Source organism: Paeniglutamicibacter sp. NPDC091659 (assembly GCF_044756805.1).
In the GTDB taxonomy this organism is placed as follows: domain Bacteria; phylum Actinomycetota; class Actinomycetes; order Actinomycetales; family Micrococcaceae; genus Paeniglutamicibacter.
The window spans coordinates 233,336-257,254 of record NZ_JBIVTO010000007.1; the positions used below are offsets into that span (position 1 = coordinate 233,336).

General features: G+C 63.1%; 19 protein-coding genes and 1 tRNA gene. 10 read left to right on the forward strand and 10 right to left on the reverse strand.

Translation table 11 applies throughout. The features are described from left to right. The first annotated feature begins 57 nt into the window (after window positions 1-57). Both ACIQLF_RS14515 and ACIQLF_RS14520 read left to right on the forward strand, forming a co-directional pair. Window positions 58-834 (forward strand): hypothetical protein, encoded by a 777-nt coding sequence (locus ACIQLF_RS14515; RefSeq protein WP_400299690.1) that lies wholly within the window; start codon window positions 58-60, stop codon window positions 832-834. Window positions 835-842: 8 nt separating this feature from the next. Further along, window positions 843-2,861, forward strand: a complete 2,019-nt coding sequence (locus tag ACIQLF_RS14520) for an O-antigen ligase family protein (RefSeq protein WP_400299693.1) — start codon at window positions 843-845, stop codon at window positions 2,859-2,861. Window positions 2,862-3,199: 338 nt separating this feature from the next. Here ACIQLF_RS14520 and ACIQLF_RS14525 read toward each other — a convergent pair whose 3' ends face one another. From ACIQLF_RS14525 to ACIQLF_RS14540, 4 genes are all read right to left on the reverse strand, one after another. After that, window positions 3,200-5,956 (reverse strand): WecB/TagA/CpsF family glycosyltransferase, encoded by a 2,757-nt coding sequence (locus tag ACIQLF_RS14525; RefSeq protein ID WP_400299696.1) that lies wholly within the window; start codon window positions 5,954-5,956, stop codon window positions 3,200-3,202. A 69-nt stretch (window positions 5,957-6,025) separates the two neighbouring features. Then, window positions 6,026-6,496, reverse strand: coding sequence for a VanZ family protein (locus tag ACIQLF_RS14530; protein ID WP_400299698.1), 471 nt, complete (start codon window positions 6,494-6,496; stop codon window positions 6,026-6,028). Further along, window positions 6,493-7,077, reverse strand: coding sequence for an acyltransferase (locus tag ACIQLF_RS14535; protein WP_400299701.1), 585 nt, complete (start codon window positions 7,075-7,077; stop codon window positions 6,493-6,495). Before ACIQLF_RS14535 ends, ACIQLF_RS14530 begins: the two co-directional genes overlap by 4 nt. Window positions 7,078-7,181: 104 nt before the next feature. Beyond that, window positions 7,182-7,832, reverse strand: a complete 651-nt coding sequence (locus ACIQLF_RS14540; protein ID WP_400299704.1) for a TetR/AcrR family transcriptional regulator — start codon at window positions 7,830-7,832, stop codon at window positions 7,182-7,184. Window positions 7,833-7,968: 136 nt separating this feature from the next. Here ACIQLF_RS14540 and ACIQLF_RS14545 point away from each other — a divergent pair. From ACIQLF_RS14545 to sufU, 7 genes are all read left to right on the forward strand, one after another. Next, window positions 7,969-8,041, forward strand: a tRNA-Gln gene (locus tag ACIQLF_RS14545). A gap of 97 nt (window positions 8,042-8,138) precedes the next feature. Continuing rightward, the gene (glmU, locus tag ACIQLF_RS14550) at window positions 8,139-9,611 is read left to right on the forward strand and encodes a bifunctional UDP-N-acetylglucosamine diphosphorylase/glucosamine-1-phosphate N-acetyltransferase GlmU (RefSeq protein ID WP_400299707.1); all 1,473 of its coding nucleotides are present in this window, start codon (window positions 8,139-8,141) and stop codon (window positions 9,609-9,611) included. A gap of 43 nt (window positions 9,612-9,654) precedes the next feature. Then, window positions 9,655-10,635, forward strand: a complete 981-nt coding sequence (locus ACIQLF_RS14555; protein WP_400299709.1) for a ribose-phosphate diphosphokinase — start codon at window positions 9,655-9,657, stop codon at window positions 10,633-10,635. 295 nt (window positions 10,636-10,930) lie between these two features. After that, entirely contained in the window at window positions 10,931-11,488 is a 558-nt protein-coding gene (locus ACIQLF_RS14560; protein ID WP_400299712.1) for a 50S ribosomal protein L25/general stress protein Ctc, read from the forward strand. Window positions 11,489-11,509: 21 nt separating this feature from the next. Continuing rightward, window positions 11,510-12,091, forward strand: coding sequence for an aminoacyl-tRNA hydrolase (gene pth / locus ACIQLF_RS14565; RefSeq protein ID WP_400299715.1), 582 nt, complete (start codon window positions 11,510-11,512; stop codon window positions 12,089-12,091). A gap of 380 nt (window positions 12,092-12,471) precedes the next feature. Further along, window positions 12,472-13,788: an aminotransferase class V-fold PLP-dependent enzyme gene (locus ACIQLF_RS14570; RefSeq protein WP_400299718.1), complete on the forward strand. Its 1,317-nt coding sequence runs from the start codon at window positions 12,472-12,474 to the stop codon at window positions 13,786-13,788. Further along, the gene (gene sufU / locus ACIQLF_RS14575) at window positions 13,785-14,240 is read left to right on the forward strand and encodes a Fe-S cluster assembly sulfur transfer protein SufU (protein ID WP_400299721.1); all 456 of its coding nucleotides are present in this window, start codon (window positions 13,785-13,787) and stop codon (window positions 14,238-14,240) included. Before ACIQLF_RS14570 ends, sufU begins: the two co-directional genes overlap by 4 nt. A gap of 137 nt (window positions 14,241-14,377) precedes the next feature. Here the strand turns inward: sufU and nhaA are convergent, their stop codons facing one another. Then, complete coding sequence (gene nhaA / locus ACIQLF_RS14580) at window positions 14,378-15,709, reverse strand: Na+/H+ antiporter NhaA (protein ID WP_400299724.1); 1,332 nt, start codon at window positions 15,707-15,709, stop codon at window positions 14,378-14,380. A gap of 272 nt (window positions 15,710-15,981) precedes the next feature. Next, entirely contained in the window at window positions 15,982-16,479 is a 498-nt protein-coding gene (locus ACIQLF_RS14585; RefSeq protein WP_400299726.1) for a DUF2505 domain-containing protein, read from the reverse strand. A gap of 174 nt (window positions 16,480-16,653) precedes the next feature. Between ACIQLF_RS14585 and mfd the strand changes: the two genes are divergently transcribed. Beyond that, complete coding sequence (gene mfd / locus ACIQLF_RS14590; protein WP_400299729.1) at window positions 16,654-20,268, forward strand: transcription-repair coupling factor; 3,615 nt, start codon at window positions 16,654-16,656, stop codon at window positions 20,266-20,268. An 84-nt stretch (window positions 20,269-20,352) separates the two neighbouring features. On the opposite strand, the gene ACIQLF_RS14595 is transcribed toward mfd, so the two are convergent. The 4 genes from ACIQLF_RS14595 to ACIQLF_RS14610 form a co-directional block, all read right to left on the reverse strand. After that, window positions 20,353-20,781, reverse strand: coding sequence for a universal stress protein (locus tag ACIQLF_RS14595; protein WP_400299731.1), 429 nt, complete (start codon window positions 20,779-20,781; stop codon window positions 20,353-20,355). A gap of 244 nt (window positions 20,782-21,025) precedes the next feature. Further along, complete coding sequence (locus tag ACIQLF_RS14600) at window positions 21,026-21,271, reverse strand: hypothetical protein (RefSeq protein ID WP_400299733.1); 246 nt, start codon at window positions 21,269-21,271, stop codon at window positions 21,026-21,028. A gap of 45 nt (window positions 21,272-21,316) precedes the next feature. Then, the gene (gene deoC, locus ACIQLF_RS14605) at window positions 21,317-22,006 is read right to left on the reverse strand and encodes a deoxyribose-phosphate aldolase (RefSeq protein WP_400299735.1); all 690 of its coding nucleotides are present in this window, start codon (window positions 22,004-22,006) and stop codon (window positions 21,317-21,319) included. An 85-nt stretch (window positions 22,007-22,091) separates the two neighbouring features. Next, a complete protein-coding gene (locus ACIQLF_RS14610) occupies window positions 22,092-23,837 on the reverse strand; it encodes a phospho-sugar mutase (protein ID WP_400299737.1) in 1,746 nt (581 codons plus the stop codon). Window positions 23,838-23,919 lie beyond the last annotated feature (82 nt).

A 23,919-nucleotide genomic window follows, 5' to 3' on the forward strand; every position in this document is an offset into this window, starting at 1 on the left:
AACCAAGTTAAAGTGAAGCCAAGTGACGGCACTGAGCTGGGGGGCTAACTGATGTTTGTGCGTGACCTGATTCTAAGCAGTCTAAGACGTTGGTATTTTCTGTTGGCCGGCCTGCTACTGACCAGTGTGGTTACCTATCTGGTTTTCGGAATGGTCTCGCCGACGTTCGAGGCAAAGGCCAGCATGGTGCTTATTCCACCCAAAGTTGCGGTGACCGTCGGTGACAACCCTTACCTGTATCTCGGTGGTTTGGATCAGGCTTTGGGAGTGCTTCAAGTAAAGGTGGCGTCCCCGTCGGAATCTGCGGCATTGATAGACAAGTATCCGGGTGCCGAAATATCGATTGCCAAGGACGCGACGACTTCCGGGCCGATCGTCTCAATCCAGGTATCGGCAAATGACGCCAACGACACCATGGAATTGCTCAAGGGCGCGGTTGCACTCGTGCCCAAGACACTCTCGGCAATGCAGACCGAACTTAAAGTTCCTGACAAGTCGATGATTTCCGTGCTGGAGCTTTCCACCGACAATGAGCCGACCAAGGTCACAAAAAAGCAGCTTCAGATGACCATGATCGTGGCGGCAGGTGGCGCGAGTGCTTCATTGCTTGTCACCGGACTTCTTGACCGCTTGCTCAACCGACGCAAGTCCAAGCGGGAAGCCAAAAAGATGGCCGCTGGGACGTTCACCGGACTGCTGCCAGTTGATGATGACAACGTCGAGGAAACCCTGGATGGAAAGTTCGGGTCCAAGCAACACCGACGAACCCGACATGCCGCTCTGCCGACAGATGCCAGCGCCGTTGAATCACCAACCGCCGATGTCGGAACCTGAGCGTCATCGTGACGATTCTGGAGGCTGAAGCACCCGTTGCGCCACGAAAAGCCCAAGCACCTGATGCCACCTCGGTTCTGTCGATCTATCTCTTTCTCCTTCTAGCCATCCCTTCCGACCGTGGCATTGCAGCCCTGGGCGCTGCCGGATCGGTGTCCTCCCTCTTCGCCTTGTTGATGCTTCTTTGGTGGGTATGGCACAACGTGTGGCAGCTCAGGCCCAATAAAATTCGGCGCGTACAACCAGTGCGCATCATGATGTTTGTTCTCCTAGGTTGCGTCCTTGTCAGCTACGTGATGGCTGCACTTCGTACCTTGCCGTTTATCGATGGCAACGCCTCCAACATGAACCTGATCAATGTTGCTTCCTTCGCCGGTGTGCTACTGGTAACGAGCGATGGAATATCTGACCGTGACAGATTCCTTGTCCTGCTCAGGAGAGCCGCATTTTTCGGCGGATGCTATGCGCTTCTTGGACTGGCGCAGTTCTTCGCGGGCGCGAATATTGTGGATTCGATTTCCATTCCAGGTTTGTCGTCCGGCGGAACTGGAGGTGTCGATACGCGAGGTGGATTCGTTCGCCCTGAATCTACGGCTCGTCATGCCTTGGAATACGCAGCGGTACTCTCAATGATCCTTCCGATCGCGATCACCCTGGCTATTCGTGAAACCAAGCGTGCCTTGTTTTCGCGATGGTTCCCGGTCGTAGCCATTTTTATGGCTGCTTTTCTATCGGTTACCAGATCTGCATTGATCGGGATCGTGGCGGTGCTTATTGTTTTGGTGCCGACATGGGACAGAAAAGTGCGTCTGATGGCCACATGGGCCGGCCTTGGTGGTGGCGTGGTCATGTACTTCTTGGTTCCCGGCCTCAGCGGAACGATTATCGGAATGTTCTCCGGATCCGATTCAAGTGTTGATTCCAGAACCGACAGTTTCGCGGTAGTCGGGGGGTACGTGAACGCAGCACCATTCTTTGGCCGCGGGCTGGGCACAATGAGCCCCGAGTATCGGATTTTTGACAACGAGTACATTGGTCTCTTGATTGAGATCGGCATCATCGGTCTCGTCGCATTCCTTGGGCTAATTGCCACAGCGATGCTGACCACGTTCATGAACCGACGTGGACCAGACCCGCTCATCGGTGCGTTGGGTCCTGCTCTGTGCGGCGCGGTCTTGGCTGGCGCATTGCTTTGCGCTTTCTTTGATTCCTTCCACTTCCCGCAATCGGTTGGAATGCTCTTTTTCATGGTCGGATTGTGCGGAGCCCACTGGAACATCAGCCATACCGTGGTGCCCGGTTCTGAGACCCCGGAAAGCCTCGGAGAAGGACCCGACGAACGACTACGCCTTGGCAGGGTCGGCGGCACGCTCAAGCGGCGCTGGTACATCGTCGCCCTGTTGTTTGCTTTGGTCCTCCCCGCCGCTCAGCTGGCGAGGGACGTCCCAGGCGTGTACTACAGCAAATTCAACATCGAATTTCAGGCACCGGCTGGCGCAACGAAAGACAACGCCCTGCGGACCGAAGCGTCATCCACGGTCCACTATGCCGCTCTCATACAGAGGATGTATGAGGGGCGACATCCAAACGCGCCGATCATCCCTACACGTGCCCCGCTCTTTGGAACGGGGCTACGGGATGCTGTTGCGGTGTACTTGCCAAGCGCCGGTGGCCAATGGCAAACGAACTTCAATAGGCCAACCATTACCGTTGAAATCGTCAAAGGCAACGCAGACGCAGTACTCGCCACTGCGGAGACAATCACAGAAGAAATCGCCGCGTTGGCGCAGAAACCGCAAAATGAAATCGGTGTCTGGAAGAAATCCCAGATTTCAACTGAACGTAGTCCTACGGAACCCTCAGTGACGTACATTGCTGTGCGAACCAAATATGCATTGGCTGTAATCGGGGTCCTCGGGGTGGCAATCGCAGTTTCGGGCGCGATCATTTTTGATCGTGTTCTACGCCAAATCCGGAAGCTGCGAAATCAACGATCGAAGACCAAGAAGACGACCAACCCCAGGTAGGAGAAACGGGAAGTCTGGTGTGTGGAGAAGACCCATGTCTCTGTCATTGGGAACCGGCTCCACCTGTGATCGCGCTGGGGTCTGGGCACGAAATCCGGGAACAGTACCGCACTCTTGAGACTCGCGTATGTGGGCTCGCGGTAGCCAGATGGCTCCCGGCTCCGGCTGGCCGGCAATGAGCGTTGTTCCGAAACCACTCGCACGCCCAGAATCGAAACACGGACTCTTGCGTTCTCCTTCGAACGGGGAGCACGGTCTCGTACAGCTCCGACGAAGAAGCGCTCCGCCAACTTGCTGCGGCTCCGCGATGGGTGGGGCACCGCCTAGGAAGAAACGCCTTAGGCGCGGCTGCTGTTGTCGCGTTCCCACTTGTAGTTGCCGGAACACGCCGCTATCCCTTTCTGGCGGAGTCTGGCACGAACCACGAATGATGCGTAGGCGGCGGCATCAAGGGCGCTCCCGGGCCCCCGGATCGATCCGAGCAACTCACGGGCCGTGCGACGCGAACCGGTTCCTCCCCTGCCATGCAACCCCGTAGGAATTGGTGCCGCACTGGAAAGCTTCGCAGCCTTTTCGACGAATTCGGCTTGTCCTCGGTAGTGGCGCTGCAAAACAGCAAACAAGCTCGCAACGGTGCGAGGGGTGACCACGCGAACCGGGGGGGTGTTTAGTATTGCCTTCTCCCAAGTCTCAAATTGTTGATCGACAAAGAGATCGTCGGCGGTCAGCGGCGGGAACTCACCGAATCTGGCGTGCCCTGCCTCGGTGAGGCCGTAGACGCCGGCTCCCCATAGGGCTTCGTTCGTTGATGGAATGCGGCGACGGGCACGGTAAAACGCCCGCACCGGGGGTGAAGCCTGCGAATGGTCGTATTCGAATGCCGGGCGGGCCGCCAACACGTCACTGTGCGTGAGCCGATCAAAGACCATCTGGACTGCCGTTGGAGTCATCTCGATATCCGCATCAAGGTAAATTCTTGGCCAACGTGAGGCTGCCTCGTCGGCGGCATTTAGCGCCGCAACCTTCGAAGCAGCTCCTACTTCCAACACCTTGACCCCGGGGAACGAAGCTGCGATCTTCGCCGTGTGGTCCGTGCATCCGTTGCAGGCAACGATGACTTCCACCGCTCCCGATGCAGCCAATCCGGCAAGGTGTCGTAGCGTTCGGGCAATCACTGCTTCCTCGTTGTGGGCAGGAATGATGACTGTTCCGGAGGGGAAGGTTTCCAGTGAGTCCGGCGACTGCGGGCCGCCACTTGGCCGTGGCAGATCGCTCCAGCTGTCTTCGTCCAGGACGGTCTTGAAGATCCCTCGACGGCTTGGTTTGTACGACCGCAGCAATTCGGCGAGCAGCACCGCTGACCTGAACCCGGAAGCGTAGCTCTTGCCGTGGTACTTGCGGATGTATCGGATGCGGTTGATGGCCATCAACGCATTGAGCGAGGTTGAGGAACCCGACCCGCCCATGTGGTGTGTCATCTGCGATGCAGGCTCGTACCAAATGCTCGCACCACCTTCACGAGCGCGCCGGAAGAAATCCACCTCTTCCGAGTACAGGAAGAACTGTTCATCCCATGAGCCGAGTCTCTTGGCCAGTGATCCTCGGATCAAGAGCGCGGCACCTGTTGCCCAATCGATCCGGTGCGGGTGCTGGTAGCTTTCCGCGTCGTAATCGAGCTCCGATGCCCAGCCGGGGCGGCCCGTGAACCTGGCTCCGAAGAGTGCGTCGCCGACGGCGGTCGCGATACTTGGCTCCCGGCGCAGTGACATGTAGGTGGATCCGTCGGATTCCAAAAGGCGCGGCACCACAATGCCCGCACCGGAACGGCGCATGCGGTCCAGTAGAAGGCCGATCGCGCCGGGCTCGACCCGAAGATCGGGATTGAGCACCAGCACCGCCTCGCTGTCATCGGCATGGCGCATGACGGCGTTGATGCCGCCGGCATAGCCAAGGTTTCCCCCGGTTCGGACGGTCATGACGTCGGGGTGCCGGGCAAGCAGCTCAACGGTCGAATCACGTGAACCGTTGTCGGCAACAACCACGCGCAGCGACAGCCCGCGGGTTTGGACACGCAAGCTGGAAATCAGGTCCTCAACCGTGTCCGCGTTGTTGTATGTCACCGCAAGCACTGTGACATCGGCATGCCGGCCGGCGGGGATGAAGCTGTTTTCCGTACCTGCGCCTTCTTCTGAACGAGGCGAGATGGTTTCGGCCCCGCCGGCAGACAGCGGGTGGCGCTCGGACGGGTTTGCGACACCAGCCGGAGTAGCCGAAGAAACCAGTCGGCTTTCCCGCCTGAGTCGAATCAGGCTCGGGGGATCGTCGACGAGGTACCGGCGTGCCAACCGGCGGGGCTCGAGGGCCAGCCGCCATGCCCATTCCAAACCGTTGTCGCTGGCCCAGTCAGGTGCGCGTTGGACGCTGCCGGCCAGAAAATCCACGACCGCGCCGAACGCCAAAAGGACATTTGCCCCGGTTGCCGGTCCGTACTTGGCCATCCACAGTTCTTGGCGTGGTTTGCCGAGCCCAACGACCAGTATTTGGGTGCGAGACGCCCTGATCGATTCGGCGAGTCGAACCGAAGACTCATGGTCAACGAGATCTTTTCGGTCCGGTGCCCAATAGCCACTGACCTTCAGGTTTGGGCGGTTGCGCGTGACCGTGCGCGAGAGAATCCGCTGGACCACATATGAACCACCCAGGAAGCCGACGGTGAGGCCTTCGGCTTCTGCGCGGTCCAGGAGCGGACCGATGATGTCGCTTCCGGCCAGGCGGGGCCATGGCTCTCCGGTGAGGCGAGTAGCCTCGGCCACCAGCGGCGCGCCATCAAGAAGGACGAGCCAATCCTCGTTGCCGGTTCCGTGCTGGAAGGTTGAACTTGAGCGGGACTCGGGGAGCCCCAGGGCGTAGTCCAAGGTGTCGTACCATCGCCCTTGGCGACCGAACTGCGCGATATGGTCCAGATTGGCCGACACGACCGAAAGCGGACGACGAATTGCCTGGCCATCCTGGATGGGTGCGTTGGCGCGTTCCGTCACGCGATTCAACGCGTCTTCAAGGTGAAGAAGATCAACGACCACACCCACAAGATCCACTTGTTGCATTGTGCCCCCAAGGCAGTTGTTTTCTGTACCGCAGCCCCAGCAGCGGTACCCCAATTGGAACTAATCTATGCGTAGATTGGTGCCGCGACGTAGGTGTTTCCTTCGTGCCCATACCCTAATTTGCGCCAAGGCGAATGCAAGTAGCGCTCCCATGCCCGCCCCGAACCCATTGCAAATCACGTCACGCACTGATCCGACGCGTCCCGGAAGGAAGAAGAACTGCACGCATTCAATGAACGCCGACAGCCCGAGGCAGAGCAACCAACCGACAATCCACCTGGGCGGGGCAAAAATCAATGTCAGCAAGGCGCCAAGCGGCACGAAAAACAGCACGTTGGCCGCGGCCTCAACGTGGCCGTATCGGATGCCGATGAGCAAGTCGCGATCCTGAAAATTGCGAAGGACGCCACCGACACGATCGGCCAGCGGCATATCGCCAACCTTGAGCAGGAACACGACGACGAAAACCAATGCCAGGTAAGCCGTGAATGCCAGAACCGCCCATCGATTCACGCCCCGAGAACGGCTCACAACGGCTGCAAATGTCCGTCGGATTCGATGTACCGGTTTTGGGTGGCCGGGCAAACCCAGTGGCCATCGGCTTGGATCAACGGCCGTCCCGCTTCGCCCACCCATCCAACGCGTTTGGCCGGCACTCCTGCAACGATGGCGTAGTCGACGACGTCCTTGGTAACGACGGCGCCGGCGGCAACGGTCGCCCATTTGCCGATGTTCACCGGGGCAATGCAAACGGCCCTGGCTCCGACGGCGGCTCCCTGTCCAATGGTCACACCGACCATTTCCCAGTCGTCGCCTGACTTCAGCGTGCCATCGGGGTTGATCGCACGCGGGAAGAGGTCGTTGGTCAGCACCGCTGCCGGGCCGATGAACACACCCTCGCCCAGTACCGCCGGTTCGTAGACCAGTGCGTAGTTTTGTATTTTGCAGCGATTGCCAAGCCGGACGCCGGGCCCGATGTAGGCGCCCCGACCCACGTTGCACTGCTCACCAAGCACGGCATCTTCACGTACCTGCGCCAAATGCCAGATATTGGTTTCGGCTCCCAAAAAGGCACTGAAAGCCACATCGGCAGATTCCTCAACATGCGTCATTACTGATTCCCCAAATCATCAGCCAGCGAGTTTCGTATGCTCCCACTAACCTTGGAGGAAGGAACCGCCTCCGCGCAAGGGGCCGGCCCAGAGAATCCTTGGGTCTACTGCTCCGTTGCGGGTGAAGCCATCTGGTCGCGCAGGCCGGGTTCCTTGCGAAGGCCGGTGAGCCCATACCAAGCAAGGTTGACCACGTGGGCCGCTACCGTGCGCTTGTCGGGATGCCGTGCATCAAGCCACCACTGGGCGGTCATGGCGACCATGCCCACCAGCATCTGCGCGTAGATCGAGCCGTCCTCGGCGCTGAAGCCGCGGCGCGAGAATTCGTCGGTCAGGATGTGCTCGACCTGTTCGGTGACCTTGGTCAACAGTGTTGAGTAGGTGCCTTCGGGCTGGGACGGGGGAGCATCGCGCACCAGGATGCGGAAACCTTCGGTGCAGTCCTCTATATAGGTCAAAAGAGCGAGTGCGGCCTTTTCGAGCAAAACGCGCGAAGAATCATCGCCGGACAGCGAATCCGTGATGCGTGCGAGCAGTTCCCTGTACTCGTTGGTCACCACCTCCATGTAGAGGGCTTCCTTGGAGCTGAAGTGTTCGTAGACAACGGGCTTGGATACCCCGGCTGCGGTGGCGATTTCCTCGATGGTGGTTCCGTCAACTCCGCGCAAGGAGAACAACTGACGGGCGATATCGAGCAGTTGCAGGCGTCGCTGGACCCCGGTCATCCGGGTACGGGGGCGTTGAATGGCACTCATGCACTTCATCGTACGCAGAAAAAGCCGGCAGCCGGGTTATCAGCGGGTCCGGACACGCATAGGCATCGAGTCGCATCAAAGGGCCCAGTCGTGGCAGAATAGTTGACTGTGTCGCAGAGCAGGTCTCGAAGCACAATCCGCCCTGGTGTAATTGGCAGCACCCCAGCCTTTGGAGCTGTGGAGTATAGGTTCGAGTCCTATGGGCGGAACGCATCACCCAATGAAATTCTTGGTGAAATTCACGAGATAGAATGGTGAAGCCAGGCTGGGCCGGTCCGGCTAGCCAAAGTACAGGGAGTACAAATCTTGAGCGTTCAAGCCAACGCACCAGCTGCCGTCATTGTCCTAGCCGCAGGCGCAGGAACCAGGATGAAGTCGGCGAAGCCCAAGATCCTTCACGAAATCGGCGGCCGCTCCATGCTCGGGCATGCAATCGCCGCCGCACGTGGACTGGAACCCGCAAAGCTCGTAGCAGTGGTTCGCCACGAACGTGACCGCGTTGTCGACCACCTCCTGCAGATCCACCCGGACGCGATCATCGCCGATCAGGACGAAATCCCGGGCACCGGACGTGCGGTACAGGTTGGCCTGGAAAAGCTGGATGAAAACCTTGAAGGCACCGTCGTGGTGACCTACGGCGACGTCCCATTGCTGACGACCGAACTGTTGTCGGAACTCGTGGAAGCCCACGACCGCGAAGGCAACGCAGTTACGGTTCTTACCGCACTGCTTGACGACGCCACCGGATACGGACGAATCCTTCGCGCCGAGGACGGAACCGTCACCGGGATCCGCGAACACAAGGACGCCAGCGACGAAGAACGCGCCATCCGCGAGGTCAACTCGGGCATCTACGCATTCGATGCCGAGATCCTGCGCTCCGCATTGAACGAAGTCACCACTGACAACGCCCAAGGCGAAATGTACCTGACCGATGTTCTCGGCATTGCCCGGACAAACGGCGGCCGCGTGGCAGCAGTTGTCACGGAGGACCGCTGGCAGGTCGAAGGCGCGAACGACCGTGTCCAGCTTGCAGCCTTGGGCAAGGAAATGAATCGACGCACCCTTGAGGCCTGGATGCGCGCCGGCGTCAGCATCATCGACCCGGGCAGCACCTGGATCGATGTCGAGGTCGCACTTTCCAACGACGTCACCATCAAGCCGGGTACCCAGCTCCATGGCACCACCGCGATCGGGACCGATGCGGTCATCGGACCGGACACCACGCTGACCAACACCTCCGTGGGCCGCGGCGCAAAGATCGTACGCTCGGACGTCACCGACTCGAACATTTCAGAGGGAGCGTCGGTGGGTCCGTTTGCCTACCTGCGCCCCAAGACCAACCTTGGCCCCGACGCCAAGATCGGCGCCTTCTACGAAACCAAGAACGTTGTTGTTGGTCGTGGCTCGAAGCTCTCGCACCTTGGCTATGCCGGGGACGCTGAAATTGGTGAATTCACCAACATTGGCTGTGGCAACATCACCGCCAACTACGACGGTGTCAACAAGCACCGCACCGTCATTGGTTCGCACGTGCGCACCGCCTCCAACACCGTCTTTGTCGCCCCCGTGACCATTGGAGACGGCGCATACACCGGAGCCGGCGCCATCGTACGCAAAAACGTTCCGGCGGGGGCGCTTGCCCTCTCCGTGGCACCGCAACGTAATGCCGAGGGCTGGACGCTTTCCAAGCGTCCGGGTACCCCCGCTGCAGAAGCTGCCTTCAAGTCGGCCCTTGATTCCGGTGTAGCCACCGAATCAGCGGGCTCGGCAAAGTAAAACCAATCACCTTCGATCCCCGTTCGAGCGAGAAAGCGATCCCATGAGCGAATTGAGCCATAACGTCGATAAGAAGCTGGTTCTAGCTTCAGGGCGTGCCCACCCGGAACTAGCCGAAGAGGTGGCAGCGGAGCTTGGCACCGAATTGCTTCCGATGAGCGCGTACGACTTCGCCAACGGCGAGATCTACGTTCGTTCGGGCGAGTCGGTCCGCGGCAAAGATGTCTTTGTCATCCAGGCCCACCCGGCTCCGCTGAACAACTGGTTGATGGAACAGCTGATCATGGTTGACTCCATGAAGCGCGCCTCCGCTCGTCGCATCACCGTTGTGGCACCGTTCTACCCGTACGCCCGACAGGACAAGAAGGGTCGCGGCCGCGAGCCGATCTCGGCCCGCTTGGTTGCCGACCTGTTCAAGGCAGCCGGCGCGGACCGCATCATGAGCGTTGACCTGCACACCGCGCAGATCCAGGGCTTCTTCGACGGCCCGGTCGACCACCTCTTCGCCATCCCGCTGTTGGCTGACTACATTCGCGAACTCGTCGGCGACGACCAGGTGACCGTTGTTTCCCCGGATACCGGACGCGTCCGCGTTGCCGAACAGTGGGCGGAACGCCTTGGCGGCGCCCCGCTGGCCTTCGTGCACAAGTCCCGCGACCTCACCGTACCGAACCAGGCCGTGTCCAAGACCGTTGTCGGCCAGATCGAGGGTCGCACCTGCGTACTGATCGATGACATGATCGACACCGGCGGAACCATCGCCGGCGCCGTGAAGGTGCTGAAGGACGCCGGTGCCAAGGACGTCATCATCGCCGCCACCCACGCAGTCTTCTCCGACCCGGCAGCCCAGCGCCTTGCCGAATGCGGTGCGCGTGAAGTTGTTGTCACCAACACCCTTCCGATTCCGGAAGCCAAGCGCTTCGACACCCTCACGGTGCTTTCGATTGCTCCGTTGCTGGCCCGCGCCATCAAGGAAGTATTCGAAGACGGCTCGGTCACCAGCCTGTTTGACGGCAACGCCTAAGGTCAACGCCTCATAGGTTTTCCGAGGACCTCCCGACGCCCGCCCGGCGTCGGGAGGTCCTCGTTTTTCGTTGGTTGTTCGTGGCCGGGGAATGCCGTGATTACCCTGTGCAACGCAACCCCTGCTAAAATCAATACTTGTGCCCAGGCGAGGGAACTGCATGCAAATGCGGGGTCCGTTATCGACGAGGCTAGAAACGCATATAGCGTCCTTCTCCTGAAGAGGAATCGGATGATGTTGCTTCTAGGCCCGAGCGGGGCAAGAACCAATTCATCATCTTCCACAAGGAGAAACCATGAGCAAGATCATCACGCTTGACGGCGAACTGCGCACCGACTTCGGCAAGGGCGCTGCACGCCAGGCCCGCCGCGCCGGCAAGATCCCGGCGGTAATCTACGGTCACGGCACCGACGCAGTCCGCGTTCTGCTTCCGGCCGCTGCAACCACCCTTGCTGTTCGTGGCGCCAACGCCCTGCTGAACATCTCGGTTGAAGGCGAAGACACCATCACCCTGGTTAAGGACATCCAGCGCCACGCACTGCGCCAGACCGTTGACCACCTTGACCTCCTGATCGTCAAGAAGGGCGAAAAGGTCACCGTTGAGGTTTCCGTCCACATCGAGGGCGAACTCGCCGCTGGCGCTTCCCTGGCACTGGACCACGCTGTCATCGCCGTTGAGGCCGAAGCAGTGGCCCTTCCGGAGTTCGTTGTAGCCAACATCACCGGCGTTGCTGCAGGCACCCACATCCTGGCTTCGGACCTGGTCCTGCCGGAAGGCACCGCACTGGCCATCCCGGGCGACGTTGTCATTGCAACCGTCGAAGCAGCAGCCGAAGCTGAATCTGCCGAGTAATCTTCAGGTATTCTTCATCGCATGACTAGCGATACCTGGCTTGTAGCCGGGCTCGGAAACCCCGGGCCCGGCTACGCGCATAATAGGCACAATGTCGGACAGATGGTTGTTGATGAATTGGCCTCCCGCATGGGCGGAAAATTCAAGACCCACAGCTCGCGCTCACAGATACTTGAGGGCCGGCTGGGGATCGGCGGGCCGAAGTTGATCTTGGCCAAGCCCATGACTTACATGAATCTCTCCGGGGGACCGGTGGGAAACCTTGCCAAGTTCTTCAGCCTCGATGCCGCCCACGTGATCGCCGTCCACGACGAGATCGACATTCCCTTTGACACCGTCAAGCTCAAGCTTGGTGGCGGCGAGGGCGGGCACAACGGGCTGCGGGATATTTCCAAGGCCCTGGGAACCAAGGATTATCTGAGGGTGAGAGTCGGAGTGGGACGTCCTCCCGGACGCATGGAAACCGCGGACTATGTGCTGAAGGACTTTTCCAAGGATGAGAAGAAGGACCTTCCGTTCCTGGTCGACAACTCAGCGGATGCCGTGGAATATCTCGTGCGGCTGGGGCTTGAAGCCGCTCAGCTGAAGGTTCACACTTCGTAACACGAGTAGGCCGGATAGACCTCCACCCCGCGCTGACAGCGGTAGACGGAAATAGTAGTACCTCGAATGGTGATTCATCAATTTGTTCAACCATCGTGCAGCTCCTAGAATGATCTAGTGCCTTTTTGGCCCCAAAGACTAGGGGCCGGTAGTGGGCGGCCTCCGAGACTGGGCCACCCCCATCCTGCTACCGGCCTCTTTTTTGTGCCCAGGAGGCTTGGGTAAGGTTTGGCTTAGGTGCCCACGTCGCCACGGCATGGGAGAATTAGCGAAGAAATTGATGCCGTAATCAAGATGCGATTCCCCGCCGCGTAGCCAGTCATGTTGGCGGCGACCGCGGAAAAGCATCGGCATGAAATCAAACTTCGGAGGATCCAACAGTGTCCAGTGCATCTCCCCAACAGCAAGATGCCCGCATCGAGCCCCTCGACGACGTCGAGGTGTCCCGTCTTCGAGCGGACTTCCCCATCCTCGAACGCACAGTCAACGACTCGTCGCTGGTCTACCTGGACTCCGGCGCCACTTCCCAGAAGCCCACCTGCGTTTATGAAGCCGAGCAGCATTACTATGAGAGCTACAACGCGGCTGTTCACCGCGGGGCGCACTCGCTATCCGTTGAAGCGACGGACGTTTTCGAGCAGGCGCGTGCGACGGTTGCGAGCTTCATTGGGGCGGGGGAGAACGAGCTTGTCTGGACCTCAAACGCCACCGAGGCCCTGAACCTCATTACGTACTCCTTTGCCAATGCCAGCGCAGGGCTCGGGGGAGAAGCCGCCCGGCGCTTTGCGCTGGGGCCGGGCGACGAGATCGTCGTTACGGAACTCGAGCACCACGCAAACCTCATTCCCTGGCAGGAACTTGCATTCCGCACCGGGGCAACGCTGAAATACATTCCGGTTGACGAACACGGCGTGCTTCGGATGGACATCGCCGGGCAGATCATTTCCCCGCGGACCCGTGTGCTGGCCTTCACGCACGTTTCAAACGTGCTGGGAACCATCACGGACGTCGCAAAAATGGTTTCCCTGGCCCGCAACGTCGGGGCTCTCACGGTCTTGGACGGCTGCCAATCCGTCCCGCACCTGCCCGTGGACGTGAAGGCGCTTGACGTGGATTTCATGGCGTTCTCCGGCCACAAGATGCTTGGCCCCACCGGAATCGGCGGGCTCTACGGGCGCAGCGAACTGCTTGACGCGATGCCACCGTTCCTCACCGGTGGCTCCATGATCACCTCCGTCACCATGGAGAAGGCGGAATTCCTGCCGGCGCCCATGCGCTTCGAGGCCGGCACCCAACGTATTGCACAGGCCCACGGGCTGGCCACGGCTGTGTCGTACCTCCAGGAAGTGGGCATGGAACGAGTTGCGGCCTGGGAGGAACACCTGGGTGAGCGCATGCTCGTCGGCCTGCAACAGATTCCGGGAATCAAGCTCCTGGGCCCGCCGCAGGGTGTGGCGCGCATCGGCATTGCACCGTTCGCGGTGGAGGGCGTGCACCCGCACGACGTGGGGCAGTTCCTGGACGCCCGCGGAATCGAGGTGCGTGTGGGACACCACTGTGCGCAACCGCTGCACCGTGCGCTGGGCGTGAACTCGAGCACCCGCGCCAGTACATACATCTACAACACCACCAGCGACATTGATGCACTGCTGAACGCGGTTGCCGATGTGCAAGGATATTTCGGAGTCGGCAAATGAGCGAACTAGACCAGTTGTACCAGCAGATCATTCTGGAACACTCCAAGGCACGCAAGGGGGACGGCCTGATCGAGGCCGATCCTGCCGGCGCGCACGGTGAATCAATGCAGCACAACCCCGTCTGCGGGGACCAGATCCGTCTGCGCGTGCAGATGGACGGGACAAAGCTGAAAGCCGTCTCCTGGGAAGGCGACGGTTGTTCCATCTCGATGGCTTCCGCATCCGTGCTGGCCGAAATGGCGGCCGGTCTGGAACGCGAAGAATTCTTGGCGATCCTCGAGGAATTCCGTGAACTCATGCGATCGCGCGGAGCCCGTGAGGCCGATGAGGAGATCCTGGGCGACGCGGCCGCGTTTGCGGGCGTCTCCAAGTTCCCTGCTCGCGTCAAGTGCGCGATGCTCGCGTGGGTGGCGGCCGAGGCGGCGTTGCTGGCGGCGAATTCCCAAGCCTGACCCGGCCACGGTTGCTTCTGTAACTCCCACGGAAGAGGCTGCACAGTGGTTGCAAAAAGGGCCATGGTCCTGTCCCCGACGAAGTATCGGGTACGGGACCATGGCCCTTTTTGCCGTGCCGCAGGGGTGTCGCCCGGCTACTGCTGGAAGACGTCCGGGATTCCGTCCTGGTTCTTGTCCACGGCGTCGCGTTCGGCAATCAGCCGGTAGCGACGGTCGCGTGGACGCAGCCACAGGGCGCCCATCACCGCGGCCAGCACGGAGGCAAGAAGGATCGCGACCTTGGCATGGTCATAGTGCGGTGACTGAAGTCCGAACGACAACTCCGAAACCAGCAGCGAGACCGTGAAGCCGATGCCTGCCAGGAAGGTGACGCCGAGCAAATCGCCCCACTTGACGTCGGGATCGAGGTTCGCATGGACGCTGCGGGTCACCAGCCAGGTGGAGCCCATGATGCCCAACGGCTTGCCCAAGAGCAGGCCGAAAACGATGCCCCAGAGCACCGGATCGCCGAATGCGGAGGCGATTCCGCTGGCGCCGCCGATGGCAACACCGGCCGCGAAGAAGGCGAAGACGGGAACGCAGAAACCGCTGGAAAGCGGGCGGAAGCGGTGCTCGAACTTCTCGGCCAGGCCCGGCTTTTCCGGTGCGTCCTTGCGGATGACCGGAACGCAGAAACCAAGGACAACACCGGCGATCGTCGCGTGGACGCCGGACCCGAAGACCAGGGCCCAGCTGACGGCGCCCAGCGGCAACAGGATCAACCACGGTGCCCACCACTTGGAAGCGAAGAACTTGGGCCACTTGTGGGTGAGGAACGCGTAGAGCGCGATCGGCGCGATGGCCATCAACAGGTACGGAGGACGCAGGTCGTCGGTGAAGACGAAGGCGATGATGACGATGGCGATCAGGTCGTCGACCACGGCCAAGGTCAGCAGGAAGATGCGCAGCGGGGACGGCAGGTTCGAGCCGATGACGGCCAAGACCGCCACGGCAAACGCGATGTCGGTGGCGGTGGGAATCGCCCAGCCACGCAGGGTTTCCCCGCCGGTGGAGGCATTCATGGCCACGAAGATCAGCGCCGGGACCAAGACGCCACCGAAGGCCGCGGCGACCGGAACGACAGCGCGTTTGAAGTCGCGCAGGTCGCCGGCGACGAATTCCTTCTTCAGCTCGAGCCCGACCAGGAAGAAGAACACGGCCAACAAGCCGTCTGCGGCCCAGTGGCCGAGCGAAAGGTTCAGGTCGATGCCGGCGATCTCGAAGCCGATGTGGAAGTCGCGCAACGCGAAGTAGCTGGCCGAGGCGGGGGAGTTTGCCCAGATGATGGCGGCGACGGCTCCGAGAATGAGCACCATGCCGCCGACGGTCTCCTTGCGGAGGATCTCGCCTATGCGCAGGTATTCGGCGTAACTGCCGCGACCCAGAACCGTCCTGGGGGTTGGTGTGGGGGGTTGTGAATGAGTCATGGATTTACACCAATTCTTTTCGGGTACGTTGAATTATCGCCGACCAGACTTCCCGGCACACCAGAGTCCACAGTATCGGAAAAAGTCAGCCGAGCGCACATTTTTTCGCACGGGGACCGATGCAGGACTCCGTGCAGAGGTCTTCCCGGTCGACGAAGCCGGGCGTACCAAAAACAGCGGACCGGTACCTTCCAGCCTGTTTCTTGTGGCTGGAAGGTACCGGTCCGTTGAACCTGGCGCCGGCGTTCACACCGGGCCGAGTGCGTGCTGGATTAGCCGCGTTCAATCCATGAGGAGACGCTGTTGCCCTGCAAGGCAAGCGCCTTGGAGATGAACGGTTCGGCCGCAGCGGCGATTTTTCCGCCGACGAACGGGATGGAGGAGGACACGGTCGCATCGATGCCCAGGGCGGAACCCTCGGCGCTTGCGCGCAGCGACTCGGAACCCGCCACAGAAACCGGCAGGGAGCCGACGGTGACCTTCAGGGTTGCATCGCGGGAGCCATCGGCGGCCGGGGCGGACCAGGATTCGACCTGGGTGACCTCAACGGTCTGTCCGACGAACTTCCGCGCAATCTCAGGCGCGCGATCGGTCGGCAGGGACCTGACGGTGGTCAGGGTGAAGGCTGCTGCGACGTCGCCGGCAACCTCGAAACTCTTCAGTTCGCCACCGACCATGGAGGTCAGGTGTTCGGCAAATGCGCGATCGGTCAACGTGGCGATGACCGCCGCCGGGGCGTGCATCAAATCAGTGGTGGCATTAAGAGCCATAAGGCAAACTCCGTATAAATAGATAGGCCAACGCAAAACGTTCTTGCGCCTCCAAGGGTACAGGTGTCATCTGACAGGAGCTGTACGCTTGGATATGCGCACCCCGGGATTCACATGGAATTCCGGGTAGTTGTGTTGTGCGCGGGAACCGGTTTTTCGAAAGGTAGCTAGTCGATGGCGCTTCATGGTCTGCGCAGTGCACTGCGAGCCGACACATCTTTTTCCAGGGTGCATTCCAACGCGGCGACCGGCTACGCGACGCGGGCCAACCAGCTGGAAATCGCCGCGCCCACGGGCATGCGGCCCGTCATCACTGCGGAAACGCTCGAGGCGCTGCAGTCCAAGGTGCCGGGTGCCGTGGTGCTTGCCGTGACGGCCACCGGCCGCGAGGCCGAGGACCTCAGCGCCGGGCTGCGCAGCTACCTTCCCGATGATGCGATCGCCGAGTTCCCGTCTTGGGAGACGCTTCCGCACGAACGGCTCTCGCCGCGCTCCGACACCGTCGGGCGACGCCTGGCCGTGCTGCACCGGCTCGAGCTGAAGGACCCGGGCCTGAAGGTCATCGTCGCCCCGATCCGCGCCGTCATCCAGCCCCTGGTGGCGGGGCTCGGCAAGCTCGAAACCGTCGACCTGAAGGTCGGGGACGAGTATCCGTTCTCCTCGGTGGTCAGGGCCCTGGCGGATGCCGCCTATGCGCGGGTCGACATGGTCACCCACCGCGGCGAGTTCGCGGTGCGCGGCGGCATCCTCGACGTCTTCCCGCCGACCTACGCACACCCGGTGCGCATCGACTTCTTCGGCGACGAGATCGAGGCCATGCGCTTCTTCTCGATCGCCGACCAGCGCTCGCTCGATTCCGAGGCACCGACGCAGATCCAGGCCCCGCCTTGCCGCGAGCTGCTGATCACGCCCTCCGTCATGTCCAAGGCCGCCAAGTTGCAGGAGCACATGCCGGCGGCCCGCGACATGCTGGCCAAGATCGCCGGCGGCGTCGCGGTGGAGGGCATGGAGTCCCTCGCGCCGCTGCTGGTTGATTCCATGGTGCCGCTGCTGAGCCAGCTGCCCGCCGAATCCATCGCCCTGGTCATGGAGCCCGAGCGTGTGCGCGCCCGCGCCCACGACCTGGAGGCGACAAACGCCGAGTTCCTCGCCGCGGCCTGGGCCACGGCCTCCGACGGCGGGGCCGCGCCGCTTGACCTCAGCCAGGCGCAGGCGCAGGCCGCCGCCGACGAGCTGGAGGCCGGCAACTTCACCTCGCTGGCCAGGACCGTGCTCGACGCGCAGGACGCCAGGGTTTCCTGGTGGACGCTGACCTCGCTGGGCACCGACGCCGAACTGCTGCCGGAGGTCGACTCCATCCGGGTCGACGCCCGGGAGCCGCGCGGCTACCAGGGCGACGTGGCCGAGATGATGCAGTTCATTTCCTCGCGCATCAAGGACAACTGGCGCCTGGTCGTGGCCACCGACGGGCCCGGTCCCGCCCAGCGACTGGCCGAGCTCTTCCACGACGCGGACATCCCCACGCACCGGATCGACTCGCTGGAGAACGAGCCGACCGAGGGGCTCATCGAGATCACCACGGCGCAGGCCGGGCGCGGATTCGTGCTCGATTCGCTGAAGCTCGGGCTGCTCACCGAGGCCGACCTGCTGGGCCGCTCCAGCGCGTACGCGCCGCGCGGGGCCAAGCGCATGGCCGTCAAGCGGCGCAACGCGGTGGACCCGTTGAGCCTTCTCGAGGGCGACTACGTGGTGCACGAACAGCACGGCATCGCCAAGTTCGTCGAGCTGATCGCCCGCAAGGTCGCCGGCGGCGCCGACGCCAAGCGCGAGTACCTGGTGCTCGAGTACGCGCCGTCCAAGCGCGGGGCGCCGGGGGACAAGCTCTTCGTCCCGACCGACCAGCTGGACCAGGTCACCCGCTACGTCGGAGGGGAGGCCCCGAGCCTGTCCAAGATGGGCGGCTCGGACTGGGCCAGCACCAAGTCCAAGGCGCGCAAGGCCGTCAAGGAGATCGCGGGGGACCTGATCCGGCTGTACTCAGCACGCATGGCAAGCCGCGGCCATTCCTTCGCCAAGGACACCCCCTGGCAGTCGGAGCTGGAGGAGGCCTTCGCCTACGTGGAGACCCCGGACCAGCTGACCACCATCAACGAGGTCAAGGCGGACATGGAGCGGGAGATCCCGATGGACCGGCTGATCTCCGGCGACGTCGGCTTCGGCAAGACCGAGATCGCGGTGCGCGCCGCGTTCAAGGCCGTGCAGGACTCCAAGCAGGTCGCCGTGCTGGTGCCCACCACGCTGCTGGCCTCCCAGCACCACCAGACCTTCACCGACCGCTACTCCGGCTTCCCGGTGCGCGTGAAGACGCTCTCGCGCTTCCAGTCCGCGAAGGAATCCAAGGACATCGTCGAGGGGCTGAAAAACGGGTCCGTCGACGTGGTCATCGGCACCCACCGGCTGCTCTCGGACACCGTGCAGTTCAAGGACCTGGGGCTGGTGATTGTCGACGAGGAACAGCGCTTCGGCGTCGAGCACAAGGAACAGCTCAAGAAGATGCGCACCAACGTGGACGTGCTGTCCATGTCCGCGACCCCGATCCCGCGCACCCTGGAGATGAGCCTGACCGGCATCCGCGAGACCTCCACGCTGGCGACCCCGCCGGAGGAGCGCCACCCGGTGCTCACCTACGTGGGCCCGCGCACCGACAAGCAGATCTCCGCGGCCATCCGCCGCGAGCTGATGCGAGACGGCCAGGTGTTCTTCGTGCACAACCGGGTCTCCTCGATCGACGCGATCGCCTCCGAGCTGCGCGAGCTGGTGCCGGAGGCGCGCGTGGAGGTCGCGCACGGCAAGATGAGCGAGTCGCGGCTGGAGAAGATCATCCAGGACTTCTGGGAGAAGAAGTTCGACGTGCTGGTCTCCACCACCATCATCGAGACCGGTCTGGACATCTCCAACGCGAACACGTTGATCGTGGACCGGGCGGACAACTACGGCCTGTCCCAGCTGCACCAGCTGCGCGGGCGAGTGGGCCGCGGCCGCGAACGCGCATACGCCTACTTCCTGTGGAACGCGGAGAAGCCGCTGGGCGAGGTGGCGCTGGAACGGCTCAAGGCCGTGGCCGCGCACAACGAGCTGGGCTCGGGCTACCAGCTGGCCATGAAGGACCTGGAGATCCGCGGCGCCGGCAACCTGCTGGGCGGGGAGCAGTCGGGGCACATCGCCGGGGTCGGGTTCGACCTGTACCTGCGCCTGGTCGGCGAGGCCGTTGCCGAATACAAGGGCGATGCCGACGAGAAGACCGCGGAGATGAAGATCGAGCTGCCGGTCAACGCGCACCTGCCGCACGACTACGTGCCGGGGGAGCGGTTGCGCCTGGAGGCCTACCGCAAGATCGCCGCGGCGACCGACTTCGAGGGACTGGCGGAGGTGCATGCCGAGCTCGTGGACCGCTACGGCCAGCCGCCGGCGGCGGTGGTGAACCTGCTGGAGGTCGCCCGCATCAGGATCAAGGCCCGCGCGCTGGGACTGAGCGACGTGGGAATGGTCGGCAACTTCATCAAGTTCGCCCCGGCGTCCATCGCGAACCTGCCGGACTCTCGCCAGCTTCGCCTGGCCCGGATGTACAAGGGCGCAGCCGACAAGCCGGGGCTGGATGCCATCTTCGTCCCCAAGCCGAAGACCTCCGCGGTCGGCGGTCGCGACCTGGTGGACGAGGAGATCCTGGACTGGGTGTCCGGGGTGCTGACCAACATCTTCGAATCCGAGCCGCTGAAGGTGAAGGGCTAGCACCACGCAGGTGCCCGAAGGGTGCCCGAACCGCAAAAATGCCCTTCCCGGTTGACCGGGAAGGGCATTTTGGGTTGGAAGTGTTTACTGCTCGCCGTGGTGGATCAGCACGGGGCAGTGCGAGTGGGCTGCCAGCGAGCTGGAGACCGAGCCGAGCAGCAGGCCCTTGAAGCCGCCGCGGCCGCGGGTCCCGATGATCAGCATCGCCGCGTCCTTGGAGGCCTCGATGAGCGTAGGGGCGGCCGGGCCCATGACCACCTCGCGTTCCAGGTGGTCCGGGACGTCGTCGCCGAAGGCCTCGGTGATGGCCGTGTCGAGGGCTGCGCGTGCGTCGGCCTCGGGGTTCCATTCTGGGGTGTAGTCCTCGAGCGCAATGCGGGGCAGCCACGAGGCGAATGCCTGCAGCTCATGGCCAAGTGCCTTGGACAGCGGTGCCGCGTAGCGTAGCGCGGCGATCGACTGGGGGGATCCGTCGACTCCGACGATGACCGTGGTGCGTGGGGCGTTTTCCATGTGTGGCTCTCATTTCTTCAAGCGGGGTTCTTCATCGGATCTGGCGATCCGTCTGGCACCATCGTACCCGCTCCCACGTGGACTTTTCTACAATGCGTAGAAAAGTCGCGTCGTGTCCCCGCGGCGGCGGGACCTGGTGCGTCGCGGGGCCGCGGGAGGGCGCAAAAAAGCCAGGGCGCGCGATTCCCGCACCCGCCGCATGGGCGGGGTTCGGGGACTGCGCGCCCTGGCTGAAGACCGGGTTTTAGCGCTCCGAGGCGGTCTTGGCCGGGGAGCGGTCGGAAATGCCCAGGATGTGCTGCGGGATGGCCCATGCCAGAACGGTCAGCACGAGGCATGAAAGGCCCGGGATCCAGGCGTTGTCCAGCGTCCAGAAGGACAGTGCGTAGATCGCGCCGCAGAACATTGCCAGGAACACCAGGGTTGCGATGAAGTTGCCGACGAAGCGTCCCTGGCCCGAGTGAGCCACATTCTTGCCGTTCGAGTACACAGCGATTCTCCTTGAGTCTGTTGTCAGTGCCCGGGAGCGTACGTCTTAGTACCCCTCGGTGCCTTGTTCACCCTCTACAATAGCAACTCCGGAGCTGGATCCGAGCCGCGTGGCGCCGGCGGCGATCATCGCGCGGGCGGTTTCCAGCGAGCGGACCCCGCCGGAGGCCTTCACGCCGAGATCCGGGCCCACCGTGGCGCGCATCAGGGCCACGTCCTCGAGGGTTGCCCCGCCGCCGGCGAACCCGGTGGAGGTCTTCACGAAATCGGCTCCGGCGGCCACCGAGGCGCGGCAGGCGAGCACCTTTTCGTCGTCGGTGAGCAGCGCGGTTTCGATGATGACCTTCAGGATCGCGCCGCCCTCGTGCACGGCGTCGGCGATGGCGGCGATGTCCGCAACCAGTGCGGCCTCGTCCCCGGCCTTGGCCGCGGCGATGTTGATGACCATGTCGATCTCGTTGGCGCCGTCGGCGATGGCGCCGCGTGCCTCAAAGACCTTCGACGCGGTGGTGGTGGCGCCGAACGGGAAGCCGATCACCGAGCAGGTCAGCACGCCGGATCCGGCCAGCGCTGCGGTCACGGTGGAAACCCAGAGCGGGTTCACGCAGACCGACTTGAAGTTGTACTCGGCGGCCTCGGCGCAGATGCGCTCGATGTCGGCGCGGGAGGCGTCGGCGGCCAGGATGGTGTGGTCGATGTAGGAGGCGATGTTTTCGATGTTCGTCTCGGTGCTCATGCGGGGGACAACTCCTGGGTTTCTGGTGTGTGGCAACGGATAAGAAGGACGGGGGTGCGGGTGCCGGAGGCATCCGCGTGACGGGCTAAGCGCGCAACATTAGCAAGAGTTCGGCCTTGATGGCATCCAGCCGGCGCTGGCCCTGCGCGCGCAGGGTGGAAAGGTCATCGCCTGCCGCGGCAGGCGCGATGATCTCCAGGTAGCACTTGAGCTTCGGCTCGGTGCCCGAGGGGCGCACGATGACCCGGGTGCCGGCGTCGGTGAGGAACAGCAGCCCGTCGGTCGGCGGCAGGTGCGCACCGAGGCCAAGGTCCTCGAAGTCGACGACGGCTTCCCCGGCCAGCGACTGCGGCGGGGTCGCGCGCAGCGCATCCATCATGCTGGAGAGCAGACCGAGGTCCTTGACGCGGACCGAGAGCTGGTCGGTCTGGTGCAGGCCGTGGGCCAGGGCCAGCTGATCGAGCACCTGCGGGAAGCCGGAACCCGCGGCCTTGAGTTCGGCCGCGTACTCCGCCAGCAGCAGGGCTGCGGAAATGCCGTCCTTGTCGCGCACCAGTTCCGGGGCGACGCAGTAGCCCAGGGCTTCCTCGTAGCCGAAGGACAGGTGCGGGGCGCGGGAAATCCACTTGAAGCCGGTCAGCGTCTGCTCGTGCCTCAGCCCGCCGGCGGCCGCGATGGAGGCAAGCATGCGCGAGGAAACGATCGAGTTGGCGAAGACCGAGGCCGGGTCGGCGGTCGGTGCCAGGCGGGCGCCGAGCAGCCAGCCGACCTCGTCGCCGCGCAGCATGCGCCACCCGGTGCCGGGGAATTCCACGGCGGCGGCGCAGCGGTCGGCGTCCGGGTCGTTGGCGATGACCAGGTCGGCGCCGGTTTCCCGGGCCAGGGCCACGGCCAGGTCGATGGCGCCGGGTTCCTCCGGGTTGGGGAACGCGACGGTGGGGAACTCCGGGTCGGGGTGCTCCTGCTCGGGCACGATCGACACCCGGGTGAAGCCGGCCGACGCGAAGCCCTGGGACATGGTGTGCCCGCCGACGCCGTGCATCGGGGTCAGCACGATCTTCAGGTCCGCGCGTGCGGCGTCCAGGTCCGCGGTCGTTTCGCCGCCGGGCGCGGTGAGCAGTGCGGCGACCTTGGCCAGGTAGGCGGCCTCGATGTCGCCGGGCTCGCCGCGGCCGGGCAGCACGTCCCAGCCGGATTCGGCCAGCTCGATCGAACCGATCGGCTCGTCGTGGTCGATCAGCGCGGCGATCTGCGCATCGGTGGGCGTGACGATCTGTGCGCCGCGGCCCCAGCCCGACTCGACGCGCCCGCCCAGATACACCTTGTAGCCGTTGTCGGCGGGCGGGTTGTGGCTGGCGGTGACCATGATGCCGGCCTCGGCGTCCAGTTCGCGCACGGCCCAGGCCAGCACCGGGGTGGGCAGCGGCATCGGCATCAGCGAGACCCGCACGCCGGCGGCGGTGAGGATCGCAGCGGACTCGCGGGCGAACTTGTCCGAGTTGTGCCGGGCGTCGTACCCGACCACGGCACCGGGAACATAGCTTCCCGCGGCGCGCTCGATGAGGAAGCGCCCGATGCCCGCGGCGGTGCGGCGCACCACCATGGAGTTCATCCGGTTGGGGCCGGCACCCAGCTCGGCGCGCAGGCCCGCCGTGCCGAAGGCGAGGTTGCCCGCGAACCTGTCTTCCAGTTCCTCCAGCGCCTCGGATTCCCCGGCGCGCACGCGCCAGCACAAGCCCCGCAATTGCGCCTGCGTCTGTGCGTCGGGATCCTGGTCCGCCCAGGCCGCTGCGCGATCCAGCAACTCGGTGTGGTGGAGGTTCTGGCTCATGGTCGGGTCCTTAGGTCGGATGGGGGAGGAAAGAGGTGGAGGCGGTGCGGTCCGGGGTGGCCGTGGCGCGCCATTGGGCGCC